This window comes from Comamonas flocculans (genome assembly GCF_007954405.1).
Taxonomy (GTDB): domain Bacteria; phylum Pseudomonadota; class Gammaproteobacteria; order Burkholderiales; family Burkholderiaceae_C; genus Comamonas_C; species Comamonas_C flocculans.
In genome coordinates, this window is record NZ_CP042344.1 from 1917385 (window position 1) to 1929441 (window position 12057).

Below are 12057 nucleotides of genomic sequence, written 5' to 3' on the forward strand. Positions count from 1 at the left end.
CCTTCAGCCACTTTCGCACGCCCCACGTGTCCGATCCCAACCCTGCGCGCGCCTCTGAAAAGGAAGACAAGCGCACGCTCCTGCAGCGCCTGGCGGAGTTCCTGCACCCGCGCCCCGAAACCACCGACGAACTGATCGCCACCCTGGCCGAGGCCGAGGACAACGCCGTCATCCACACCGACTCGCGCGTGATGCTCGAACGCGTGCTGCAGATGGCCGACATGACCGCCGCCGACGTGCTGGTGGCCGCCCCGCGCATGGACGTGCTGGATATCGACACCGGGCCGCAGGAATTGGTCAACGAAGTGATACGCACCGCGCATTCGCGCTTTCCGGTGGTGCAGGGCGGGCGCGAGAACATCATCGGCATCCTGCTGGCCAAGGACCTGCTCAAGCTGCAGCGCGCGCCCGAGCTGAGCCTGCGCACCCTCGTGCGGCCCGCGCTCTTCGTGCCCGAGAACAAGGACCTGCAGGCGCTGCTGCGCGAATTTCGCGCCACGCGCAACCACATGGCCATCGTCGTCGACGAGTTCGGGCGCACCGCCGGCCTGGTCACCTTCGAGGACGTGATCGAGCAGATCGTCGGCGAGATCGAGGACGAGTTCGACGCCGAGGACGAGCCCGAGGGCGACATCTTCGCGCTGGCCGACGACACCTGGCGCGTCAGCGGCGACACCCCCATCGAGCGCGTGGCCGACGAGTTCGACTGCGACCTGGGCAGCTCCGAAGAGCTCGAGCACTTCGACACCATAGGCGGCCTGATCGCCCACGCCATGGGCCATACGCCGGGGCGGGGGGAATCGCTCTCCCTGGGCTGCCTGCACTTCACCGTGCTGCACAACAAGGGCGGCGCGGTGCGCTGGTTCAAGGTCATGCGCCTGCCCGAGGGCGAGCCGCCCGCGGGAGCGCACAACTGAGCGCAGCGGCGCGCCCGCTCGCCGCGCTGCTGGCCGGGCTGGCCCAGGCGGCATCGATTGCGCTGCCGGGCAGTGGCGCGCCGCTGTGGTGGCTGCAGATCGCCTCGCTCGCGGTGCTGGCGTGGCTGCTGCGCACGGCGGCCAGCGCCCGCGCGGCGGCGCTCACTGGCTGGCTGTTTGCCACCACCTGGCTGGCCGCCACCTTCTGGTGGCTGTTCGTCTCGCTGCACACCTATGGCGGCCTGGCCGCGCCGCTGGCGGCGCTGGCGGTGCTGGCGCTGGCGGCGTTTCTTGGCGGCTACTACGCCATGGGTTCATGGTGTTTTTGGCGTTTTGCGCATATCCAGCGGGCGCTGGCAGCTCCCATTTTTGCATTCTTGTGGCTGCTGGCCGAACTTGCGCGCGGGCAGTGGTGGACCGGCTTTCCCTGGGGCGCCGGCGGCTATGCGCACCTGGACGGGCCGCTGGCGCCGCTGGCGCCGCTCATCGGCGTCTATGGCGTCGGGCTGGTGGCGGCGCTGCTGGCCGCGCTGCTCGCCCAGCTGCGCCGCGCCGACCTGTTGCGCGCATCCGCCTGGATCACGGCCGCGCTGCTGGCGGCCGCGGGGCTGGGCGCGGCGCAGTGGCAGCAAGCGGTGCTTGCCCGGATGCAGGTGCATGCCCCGCTCAGCCTGGCGCTGTTGCAGGGCAACATCCCGCAGGACGAAAAATTCCAGCCCGGCAGCGGCGTGCCGCTGGCGCTCGCCTGGTACGGCCAGCAGATGCAGGCGCAGACGGCGCAGCTGGTGGTCGCGCCCGAGACCGCCATTCCGCTGCTGCCCGACGACCTGGAGCCGGGTTATCTCGCGCGCATCAGCCAGCGCTACCGCCAGGGCGGCCAGGCGCTGTTGCTGGGCATGCCGCTGGGCACCCCGGCCGCCGGCTATACCAATTCGGTGCTCGGCTACGCCGCGGGCCAGGGCGCGCCCTACCGTTACGACAAGCACCACCTGGTGCCGTTTGGCGAGTTCATCCCGCCGCTGTTTCGCTGGTTCACGGCGCTGCTGCACATTCCGCTGGGCGACTTCAACCGCGGTGCGGCGCCCCAGCCGCCCTTTGCCTTCGCGGGCGAGCGCATCGCTCCCAACATCTGCTATGAAGACCTGTTCGGTGAAGAGCTGGCGCTGCGCTTTGCCGATGCGCGCCAGGCGCCCACCCTGATGGTCAACCTGAGCAACATCGCCTGGTTCGGCGACACGCTGGCACTGGAGCAGCACCTGGCCATCAGCCGCATGCGCGCGCTGGAGTTCGCGCGGCCCATGGTGCGCGCCACCAACACCGGCATGACCGCGGTCATCGACCACCACGGGCAGGTGCAGGCCTTGCTGGCGCCCTTCGAGCGCGCGGTGCTGCAGGCGCGCGTGCGCGGCGTGGACGGGCCTGGCACGCCTTATGCCCGCTGGGCGGGCCGCTGGGGCCTGGCGCCGCTGTGGATCGCGGCGCTGCTGGTGCTGCTGGCCGCCGCGCTGATGCAGCCTCGGCGCAACAACGGATAATCCTCTTTTTGTCCACGCGCGCCGCCCACGTGGCGCGCTGCCTGAGAAGCAAGCACCTACATGGCCGAATCCTTTTCCTACGACCAGCTCATTGCCTCGGGCGAAGGGCGCCTGTTCGGCCCCGACGCCGGGCGCCTGCCGCTGCCGCCGATGCTGATGTTCGACCGCATCACCACCATCGACCAGGACGGCGGCATCCACAACCAGGGCAGGATCGTGGCGGAACTGGACGTGCGTCCCGATCTGTGGTTCTTCGAATGCCACTTTCGCGGCGACCCGGTCATGCCCGGCTGTCTGGGGCTCGATGCGATGTGGCAGCTCATCGGCTTCTACCTGACCTGGCTGCGCCTGCCCGGGCGCGGGCGCGCCCTGGGCGCGGGCGAGGTCAAGTTCACCGGCGAGGTCGGGCCGGAGGTGAAGCTGGTCACCTACGAGATCGACATCAAGCGGGTGATACGGCGTAAGCTGCACATGGCCATAGGCGATGCGCGGCTGCTGGCCGACGGCAAGGAAATCTACGTGGCCCACGATCTGCGCGTCGGCTTGTTCCTGCGCGAAGAGGGCAGCAAGGACGCGGCATGAACAGGAAGCGGGTGGTCATCACCGGCGCGGGCATCGTCTCGTGCATCGGCAACGACCTCAAGACGGTGGAAGCGGCGCTGCGCGAAGGCCGCAGCGGCATCGAGGCAGTGCCCGAGTTCGCCGAGCTGGGCCTGCGCAGCCAGGTGGCGGGCGTGCCGCACATCGACATCGAAGCGCGCATCGACCGCAAGCAGTTGCGCTTCATGGGCGAAGCCGCGGCCTATGCGCAGATTGCGCTGCAGGACGCCATCGCCCAGGCGGGGCTCGCCCCGTCCGAGGTCAGCCACCCGCGCACCGGCCTCATCATGGGTTCGGGCGGGGGCTCGCCCGCCAACCAGATCGAGGCGGCCGATACGCTGCGCAGCAAGGGCATACGGCGCGTCGGCCCCTATCAGGTCACGCGCTGCATGAGCTCCACCGTCTCGGCGTGCCTGGCCACCAACTTCAAGGTCAAGGGCATCAACTACTCCATCACCTCGGCCTGTTCCACCTCGGCGCACTGCATGGGCGCGGCGGCGCAGCAGATTGCCTGGGGCCAGCAGGACGTGGTGTTCGCCGGCGGCGGCGAAGAGCTCTCCTGGGGCATGGCCATGCTGTTTGACGGCATGGGCGCAATGTCCAGCAAGTACAACGCCACGCCGCAAAAGGCCTCGCGCGCCTACGACGCCGAGCGCGACGGCTTCGTCATCGCCGGGGGCGGCGGCGCGGTGGTGCTCGAAAGCCTGGAACATGCCCGGGCGCGCGGCGCCACCATCTATGCCGAGCTCGTCGGCTTCGGCGCCACGAGCGATGGCGAGGACATGGTCGCCCCCTCCGGCGAGGGCGCGATGGCCTGCATGCGCCAGGCGATCGCGGGGCTCGACGGCCCCATCGACTACATCAACACCCACGGTACCTCGACGCCCGTGGGCGACATGCAGGAAGTGCGGGCGATGCAGGCGGTGTTTGGCGACAGCGTGCCGCCGTTTTCCAGCACCAAGTCGCTCACCGGCCACTCGCTGGGCGCGACCGGCGTGCAGGAGGCCATCTATTGCATGCTGATGCTGCAGGGCGGCTTCGTTGCCGGCTCGATCAACGTCGATACGCCCGACCCGCAGCTCGCCGACATGCCGCTCGTCACCGCCACGCGGGACGCACGGCTCACCACCGTACTGTCCAACAGTTTCGGCTTTGGCGGCACCAACGCCAGTCTGGTGCTGCGCCGCTGGGACGGCGCCTGAACCCTGCCGCTGCGGCCCTGCGTATCGGCCGGCAAGAGGATTGCATTCAGCGACGCAGCTGCAGCACCAGCGGCAGCACCACCGATGCCCAGCGCGCCAGGCGCCGGGGCCCGGCTACCGCCAGCGCTGCGAGCGCTCCCGCCATGACCAGCGGATGCTGGTGGGCAAAGCCGCTCACGCGGGCGAGCAGCGGCTCGGACGTCTGCGCGCCGGCGGCCACCGCACGCAGGCCGGCGTTGCCGGCACGGTGGTCTCGGCGGTCCTGGCGGCGCTGGCGCCAGCGGGCGCGCTGCGCGGTGATGCGGTCGATCAGCTGCTGCTGCTGCGCCGTACGGGGCAAGGGCCGCTTCATGGCAGTTGCTCCCGCAAGGCCTGCCAGTCCTGCGCGAGCTCATGGCGCGTGAGGGCAAACAGCTGGCGCGCCTGGCGCGCGGTGAAATACAAGGCCAGCAGCAAGACCACGCAAGCCAGCGCCCAGGCCAGCACCAGCAGCCACGCCACGGCGCTGCGCTGCGGCGTGTCCCAGTACTGCACCAGCACGGCCAGCGACAGGCACAGCAACGTGCCCAGCGCCAGCGCGCCCAGCAGCACCAGCAGCAGCGCCAGCCGCCACAGGTAGTGGCGCTGCTCGGCCCATTCCAGCCGCGCCAGCGCCAGCCGGTCCTGGCCGGCGCCGGCGGCTTCGCTCAGGCGTTGGCGCCAGTGCGCCGCAAGCCCGTCCAGACCCAGCAGGGCAGTCCAGTTCATGCGTGCCAGACAGTCTGCGGGCGCACTCAGCGGCGCGCCAGCAGAAAGCCCACCAGCGCGCCCACGGCCAGTGCGGCGCTCGCCACGCGCCAGGGTTCGTCGTGGGCGTAGCTGTCGGCGGCGCGGGCAGCGTCCATCGCGCGCTGGGCGGTGTCCTGGGCGGCGCGCACCGTGGCGTCGCGCACGCTCTGCACGCCGTCTTCCAGGCGCTGGCGCACCTGCTTGATCGCGGGGATGTCGTCCAGCTCCTTGCTGGCCAGCAATTCGCGCAGGTCGCCAACCAGGCGCTCGAGTTCGCCTTCGGTCGTGCTGGCGATTTCGGATTTGGTCTTGGTGGGCATGGGCGGGGCCTTTCTCGAATGAACAATGCGGCCGCGGAGCCGGGCAGCCCGGCCCTGCAGCGGTCTTCATCTTAGCGAACTGCCAGGGCACTGTCTTTGCCGTTGCAAGCTGACGCGATGCTTGCGCTGCTACCATGGCGGCGCAAACTTGACCGGGAAGAGGCCTGCGGCTCCACCGAGGCAAGGCTGAACAAGTCCCCGCGATGGCGCGCGCCCGGCATGGGGATGGGCTGCAAGGCGCAAACCGGAGCAACAGCCGAAGCTATTGCGAGGATTTGCAAGGCCGCGGGCCGCGGCAGGCTGGGATGCGCGACGCGCGAAGGGCTTGTTCAGCCTTGCCCTAAAATCGCCGCCGCGCCATGGCGCTTCAAAGGGACGCAGCGCCATGATCTGGCACTCTGTCCTGTTCACCCCAAGCGGCCCGACACCATGGGCACAAGGAGACAGTGGATGACTTCACCTGCAGCGCTCAGGTTGCACATACCTGAGCCCACGGGTCGGCCGGGCGGCACGACCGATTTTTCCTATCTTTTGCTCTCCGAAGCGGGCGAAGTCCCGCGGCCCGCGCCGGACGTGCCCGCCGCGGCCACCGCATCCATGGCCAAGAGCCTGGTGCGCGTGCTCGACCACGAGGGCAGGGCCCAGGGCCCCTGGGCGCCGGCCATCCACCCCGAGCGCCTGCGCCGCGGCTTGCGCGCCATGGTCAAGACGCGCCTGTTCGACGCGCGCATGCAGATCGCGCAGCGCCAGAAAAAGCTCTCCTTCTACATGCAATGCCTGGGAGAAGAAGCGATCGCGATCGCCCATGCCCAGGCGCTGCAGGAAGGCGACATGTGCTTTCCCACCTACCGCCAGCAGGGCCTGCTGCTCTCGCGCGACGACATCTCGCTGGTAGAGATCATCTGCCAGCTCATGAGCAACGCGCGCGATCCGCTCAAGGGACGCCAGCTGCCGGTGCTCTACTCCTACAAGCGCGCGGGCTTCTTCTCCACCTCGGGCAACCTCGCCACCCAGGTGCCCCAGGCCGTGGGCTGGGCCATGGCCTCGGCCATCAAGGGCGACACCAAGATCGCCTCCGCCTGGATCGGCGACGGCTCCACCGCCGAGGCGGACTTTCACACCGCGCTCACCTTCGCCCATGTGTACCGCGCGCCGGTCATCATCAACGTGGTCAACAACCAGTGGGCGATTTCCTCCTTCCAGGCGATTGCCGGCGGCGAAGGCACCACCTTCGCCCAGCGCGGCGTGGGCGTGGGCCTGGCTTCGCTGCGCGTCGATGGCAACGACTTCCTGGCCGTCTACGCCGCCTCGCAGTGGGCGGCCGAGCGCGCGCGCACCAACCACGGCGCGACGCTGATCGAATGGGTGACCTACCGCGGTGGCGCGCATTCCACCTCGGACGATCCCTCCAAGTACCGTCCGGCCGACGACTGGCAGCGCTTCCCCCTGGGCGACCCGATCGCGCGCCTGAAGCAGCACCTGATCGGCATCGGCGAATGGAGCGAGGCGCAGCACGAGGAAATGGGCAAGGAGCTGGAGGCCCAGATCATCGCCGCGCAGAAGGAGGCCGAGAGCTACGGCACGCTGCTCGACGGCCGCGTGCCCAGCGCCGCGACGATGTTCGAGGACGTCTTCAAGGACATGCCGGAGCACCTGCGCCGGCAGCGCCAGCAACTGGGGGTTTGAGCCATGAGTACCGACATTCAGACCCAGGGCGCGAGCGTGCCCATGACCATGGTGCAGGCGCTGCGCTCGGCGCACGACGTGATGATGGGGCGCGACGAGGACGTGGTCGTCTACGGCGAGGACGTGGGCTACTTCGGCGGGGTGTTTCGCGTCACCGAAGGCCTGCAGGCCAAGTATGGCAAGACGCGCTGCTTTGATGCGCCGATTTCCGAATCGGGCATCGTCGCCACGGCCCTGGGGATGGCCGCCTACGGCCTCAAGCCCGTGGTCGAGATCCAGTTTGCCGACTACTTCTACCCGGCCATGGACCAGATCGTCTCCGAGGTCGCACGCCTGCGCCACCGCTCGGCCGGCGACTTCGCCGCGCCCATGGTGATCCGCATGCCCTGCGGCGGCGGCATCTACGGTGGACAGACGCACAGCCAGAGCCCCGAGGCGGTGTTCACCCACATCTGCGGCATCCGCACGGTGATGCCGAGCAACCCCTATGACGCCAAGGGCCTGTTGATCGCCTCCATCGAGAGCGAGGACCCGGTCGTCTTCCTCGAGCCCAAGCGCCTGTACAACGGGCCGTTCGATGGCCGCCACGACCAGCCGGTCGTGCCCTGGTCCAAACACGACATGGGCAAGGTGCCCGAGGGCTACTACAAGGTGCCGCTGGAGAGCGCCGCGGTGTTCCGTCCCGGCAAGGCGGTGACGGTGCTGACCTACGGCACCATGGTCTGGGTGGCCGAGCGCGCCGCGATCGACACCGGCATCGACGCCGAGATCATCGACCTGCGCTCCATCTGGCCGCTGGACCTGGAGACCATCGTCAACTCCGTCAGGAAGACCGGACGCTGCGTGGTGGTGCACGAGGCCACGCGCACCAGCGGCTTCGGCGCCGAGCTCACGGCGCTGGTGCAGGAGCACTGCTTCTACCACCTGGAGGCGCCGATCGAGCGCGTCTGCGGCTGGGACACGCCCTACCCGCATGCCCAGGAATGGGCCTATTTCCCCGGCCCGGCACGCGTCGGCGCCGCCCTCAAGCGCGCAGTGGAGGTCTGAGCCATGGGTATCTACATCATCCGCGTGCCCGACATCGGCGAGGGCATCGCCGAAGTGGAAATCGCCGCCTGGCATGTGAAGGAGGGCGACACGGTCGCCGAGGACCAGGTCATCGCCGACATCATGACCGACAAGGCCTCGGTGGAAGTGCCCTGTCACATGCACGGCAAGGTGCTGCAGCTCGGTGGCAAGGTGGGCGACGTGCTCGCCGTGGGCGCCGAACTGGTGCGCCTGGAAGTCGAGGGCGAAGGCAATCTGAAGGAGGGTGCTTCACCCCTTCCCCCCGTGGGGGAAGGCGGGGATGGGGGCGCGGCGCCGGCGGGAGCGGCGAAGGTTTCTGCGCCGGCAGCAAGCCCCCACCCCAACCCTCCCCCTAAGGGGGAGGGAGCCGCCGCGCCGGCGCCATCTGCGGCACTCGGCGCATCGAAGAAGAGCGCTGCTGCGCCTGCACGCGCAGCAGCGCCGCACGCGACGCGCAAGGAAGGCGAGCGCCCGCTCGCTGCCCCCTCGGTGCGCCAGCGCGCGCTGGACATGGGCATAGAGCTGCGCCTGGTGGCCGGCAGCGGCCCGGCCGGGCGCATCCTGCATGAAGACCTGGATGCCTTTGCCGCACGCGGCGGCGCCCCGGCGCCCGGTGGCTCCATCTACGTGGAGCGCCACGGCGAAGAGGACATTCCGGTCATCGGCCTGCGCCGCAAGATCGCGCAGAAGATGCAGGAATCCAAGCGCCGCATCCCGCACTTCAGCTACGTCGAGGAGGTGGACGTCACCGAACTCGAAGCCTTGCGCGCCCGCCTGAACAAGCTGCATGGCGCCACGCGCGGCAAGCTCACGCTGCTGCCCTTCCTGGTGCGTGCCATGGTGGTGGCGCTGCGCGACTTCCCGCAGATCAATGCGCGTTTCGATGACGACGCGGGCGTGGTCACGCGCTACGAGGCGGTGCATCTGGGCGTGGCCACGCAGACCGACGGCGGCCTGATGGTGCCCGTGCTGCGCCATGCCGAGGGCATGGACCTGTGGGCCTGCGCGGCCGGCATCGTGCGCATTGCCGAAGGCGCGCGCACCGGCAAGGCGCCGCGCGAGGAGCTGTCCGGCTCCACCATCACGCTCACCAGCCTGGGGCCGCTGGGCGGCGTGGTCAGCACGCCGGTGATCAACCACCCCGAGGTGGCCATCGTCGGCGTGAACCGCATCGTCGAGCGCCCGATGATCCGCGAAGGCCAGGTGGTCGCACGCCAGCTGATGAACCTGTCCTCATCGTTTGACCACCGCGTGGTCGACGGCATGGATGCGGCGCGCTTCATCCAGGCCGTGCGCAGCCTGCTGGAAGCTCCGGCGCTGCTTTTCATCGAATGACCGCGGGAGGCAAGAGAACATGAAGGAAATTTCCACCAAACTGCTGGTCATCGGCGGCGGCCCCGGCGGCTACGTCGCGGCGATCCGTGCCGGGCAGCTCGGCGTGCCCACGGTGCTGGCCGAGGGCGCGAGCCTGGGCGGCACCTGCCTGAACATCGGCTGCATTCCGTCCAAGGCGCTGATCCACGCGGCGCACGACTTCGAGCAGGCGCGCCTGCAGGCGGCGGGCAACTCCCCCATGGGCATACGCGTGAGCGAGCCCACCCTGGATCTGGCGGAGACCGTGCGCTGGAAGGATGGCATCGTCAAGCGCCTGACCTCGGGCGTCGGCGCGCTCCTGCGCAAGGCCGGCGTGCAGGTGCTGGCGGGCTGGGCCACGGTTGAAGACGGCAAGACCGCGGTGGTGCAGCTCGAGGGCGAAGCGGTGCGCGTGCGCTGCGAGCACCTCCTGATTGCCACCGGTTCCGAACCCGTGGCGCTGCCCAGCATGCCCTTTGGCGGTGCGATCTGGTCCTCGACCGACGCGCTCTCGCCCACCGAGCTGCCCAGGCGGCTGGTGGTCGTCGGTGCGGGCTACATCGGCCTGGAGCTGAGCTTCGCCTACCGCAAGCTCGGCACCGAGGTCACCGTGGTCGAGGCCGCGCCCGACATCCTGCCGCGCTACGACGAAGCCTTGACCAAGCCCGTGCTCGACAGCCTGAAAAAGGCCGGCGTGGTGCTGCACCTGGGCTGCAGCGTGGCCGGCTGGGACGCCAAGAACGGCGTGCACGTGCGCAATGCCAACGCCGACGAGTTCGCGCTGCCGGCCGACAAGGTACTGGTGGCCGTGGGCCGTCGTCCGCGCGCCACCGGCTTTGGCATCGACAGCCTGCAGCTCACCATGAACGGCCGCGCCATTGCCATCGACGCGCACTGCGCCACCTCGATGCGGGGCGTCTGGGCCATAGGCGACGTGACCGGCGAACCCGTGCTGGCGCACCGCGCCATGGCCCAGGGCGAATGCGTGGCTGAGCAGATCGCGGGCAAGGCGCGGCGCTTCGAGCCCATGGCCATCCCGGCCGTGTGCTTTACCGACCCCGAGGTGGTCATCACCGGCCTGACCGCGCAGGAGGCCAGCGCCGCCGGCATCGAGACCGTGGAGGCGAGCTTCCCCTTCGCCGCCAACGGCCGCGCCATGACCCTGGGCGCCGAGGGCGGCTTCGTGCGCGTGCTCGCGCGCAAGAGCGACCACGTCATCATCGGCTGGCATGCGGTGGGCCGCAGCGTCTCGGAGCTGTCGGCGGCCTTCGGGCAGTCCATCGAGATGGGCGCGCGGCTGGAGGACGTGGCGGGCACGATCCACGCGCACCCGACGCTGGGCGAGGCGGTGCAGGAAGCTGCGATGCGGGCGCTGGGGCATTCGCTGCACATCTGATTGATCGTCCGCGGGCGGCGCTGCGCCTGCCCTGCCTCTCTCCCTTCCCCTTTGGGGGAGGGCAGGGGTGGGGGCCAGCGGCGCTGGAAAAATCAGCACCATTTGCCCTGCAGGCGCTGCGGGCCGGGTCTCGCCCCGGCCAGAGGGCGAGGGAGAACGTCCGGGCAGCTCTCCCCCGCGACCCAGGCAAGGGGAGAAACTCCCCACCCCCTAAAATCCCCCTTTCCGCGTGCGCCCTCGCCGCACCCCTGGACCGCCATGCAGACCTTCCAAGACATCATCCTCCAGCTCCAGACCTACTGGGCCGCACAGGGCTGTGCCCTTTTGCAGCCCTACGACATGGAAGTCGGCGCGGGTACGTCGCATACAGCTACGTTCTTGAGAGCGCTCGGGCCGGAGCCCTGGAAGGCCGCCTACGTCCAGCCCAGCCGCCGGCCCAAGGACGGGCGCTATGGCGACAACCCCAACCGCCTGCAGCATTACTATCAGTATCAGGTGGTGCTCAAGCCCGCGCCGGCCAACATCCTGGACCTGTACCTGGGCAGCCTGACGGCGCTGGGGTTCGACCTGAAGAAGAACGACATCCGCTTCGTCGAGGACGACTGGGAAAACCCCACGCTCGGCGCCTGGGGCCTGGGCTGGGAGGTCTGGCTCAACGGCATGGAGGTGACGCAGTTCACCTACTTCCAGCAGGTGGGCGGCATCGAGTGCCGCCCGGCGACGGGCGAGATCACCTACGGGCTGGAGCGCCTGGCGATGTATCTGCAAGGCGTGGACAAGGTCTATGACCTGATCTGGACGCCCGGATTGACCTATGGCGACGTCTACCACCAGAACGAGGTCGAGCAGTCCACCTACAACTTCGAGCACTCCGACGCGGCCTTCCTCTTCACCGCCTTCGATGCGCACGAGAAGCAGGCCCAGCACCTGGTGCAAGTGCCGCTGGCGCTGCCGGCCTACGAGCAGGTGCTCAAGGCCGCGCACACCTTCAACCTGCTGGATGCGCGCGGCGCGATCTCGGTGACCGAGCGCGCCGCCTACATCGCCCGCATCCGCAATCTGGCGCGCGCCGTCGCCAGGTGCTATCTGGACAGCCGCGCGCGCCTGGGCTTTCCGATGGCCGCCAGGGCGCAGGCCGACGAGGTGCTGGCGGAGCTGGCCAAGGCGGGCGAAAAACGCCAGAAGCAGACCGCGTGATATTTTTCCCCCTCC

The 12057-nt window shown here is 69.4% G+C and carries 12 protein-coding genes; 9 read left to right on the forward strand and 3 right to left on the reverse strand.

Annotated elements, in window-relative coordinates:
* Positions 1-26 precede the first annotated feature (26 nt).
* The 4 genes from FOZ74_RS09285 to fabB are packed head-to-tail and all read left to right on the forward strand — an operon-like array spanning position 27 to position 4254.
* Entirely contained in the window at positions 27-917 is an 891-nt protein-coding gene (locus FOZ74_RS09285; protein ID WP_146912797.1) for a CorC family transporter, read from the forward strand.
* On the forward strand, positions 914-2452 hold the full coding sequence (lnt, locus tag FOZ74_RS09290) for an apolipoprotein N-acyltransferase (protein ID WP_146912798.1): 1539 nt from the start codon (positions 914-916) through the stop codon (positions 2450-2452). The genes FOZ74_RS09285 and lnt overlap by 4 nt, the downstream gene beginning before the upstream one ends.
* 60 nt (positions 2453-2512) lie before the next feature.
* Positions 2513-3034: a bifunctional 3-hydroxydecanoyl-ACP dehydratase/trans-2-decenoyl-ACP isomerase gene (fabA, locus tag FOZ74_RS09295; RefSeq protein ID WP_146912799.1), complete on the forward strand. Its 522-nt coding sequence runs from the start codon at positions 2513-2515 to the stop codon at positions 3032-3034.
* On the forward strand, positions 3031-4254 hold the full coding sequence (gene fabB / locus FOZ74_RS09300) for a beta-ketoacyl-ACP synthase I (RefSeq protein ID WP_146912800.1): 1224 nt from the start codon (positions 3031-3033) through the stop codon (positions 4252-4254). The genes fabA and fabB overlap by 4 nt, the downstream gene beginning before the upstream one ends.
* Positions 4255-4300: 46 nt before the next feature.
* On the opposite strand, the gene FOZ74_RS09305 is transcribed toward fabB, so the two are convergent.
* From FOZ74_RS09305 to FOZ74_RS09315, 3 genes are read right to left on the reverse strand one after another with little or no spacing between them, the layout of a single operon-like run.
* Entirely contained in the window at positions 4301-4606 is a 306-nt protein-coding gene (locus FOZ74_RS09305) for a hypothetical protein (RefSeq protein WP_146912801.1), read from the reverse strand.
* Positions 4603-5001 (reverse strand): phage holin family protein, encoded by a 399-nt coding sequence (locus FOZ74_RS09310; RefSeq protein WP_186764564.1) that lies wholly within the window; start codon positions 4999-5001, stop codon positions 4603-4605. The genes FOZ74_RS09305 and FOZ74_RS09310 overlap by 4 nt, the downstream gene beginning before the upstream one ends.
* A gap of 26 nt (positions 5002-5027) precedes the next feature.
* The gene (locus FOZ74_RS09315; RefSeq protein WP_146912802.1) at positions 5028-5342 is read right to left on the reverse strand and encodes an ElaB/YgaM/YqjD family protein; all 315 of its coding nucleotides are present in this window, start codon (positions 5340-5342) and stop codon (positions 5028-5030) included.
* 450 nt (positions 5343-5792) lie between these two features.
* Here FOZ74_RS09315 and FOZ74_RS09320 point away from each other — a divergent pair, with 450 nt between their 5' ends.
* The 5 genes from FOZ74_RS09320 to glyQ all read left to right on the forward strand — a co-directional run bounded on the left by FOZ74_RS09320 (position 5793) and on the right by glyQ (position 12042).
* Complete coding sequence (locus tag FOZ74_RS09320; RefSeq protein WP_146912803.1) at positions 5793-7028, forward strand: thiamine pyrophosphate-dependent enzyme; 1236 nt, start codon at positions 5793-5795, stop codon at positions 7026-7028.
* A 3-nt stretch (positions 7029-7031) separates the two neighbouring features.
* Complete coding sequence (locus tag FOZ74_RS09325; RefSeq protein WP_186764565.1) at positions 7032-8075, forward strand: alpha-ketoacid dehydrogenase subunit beta; 1044 nt, start codon at positions 7032-7034, stop codon at positions 8073-8075.
* Between the two features lie 3 nt (positions 8076-8078).
* A complete protein-coding gene (locus tag FOZ74_RS09330; protein ID WP_146912804.1) occupies positions 8079-9431 on the forward strand; it encodes a dihydrolipoamide acetyltransferase family protein in 1353 nt (450 codons plus the stop codon).
* A gap of 19 nt (positions 9432-9450) precedes the next feature.
* The gene (gene lpdA, locus FOZ74_RS09335) at positions 9451-10845 is read left to right on the forward strand and encodes a dihydrolipoyl dehydrogenase (protein ID WP_146912805.1); all 1395 of its coding nucleotides are present in this window, start codon (positions 9451-9453) and stop codon (positions 10843-10845) included.
* A gap of 258 nt (positions 10846-11103) precedes the next feature.
* Positions 11104-12042, forward strand: coding sequence for a glycine--tRNA ligase subunit alpha (gene glyQ / locus FOZ74_RS09340; RefSeq protein WP_146912806.1), 939 nt, complete (start codon positions 11104-11106; stop codon positions 12040-12042).
* The last annotated feature ends 15 nt before the right edge of the window (positions 12043-12057 follow it).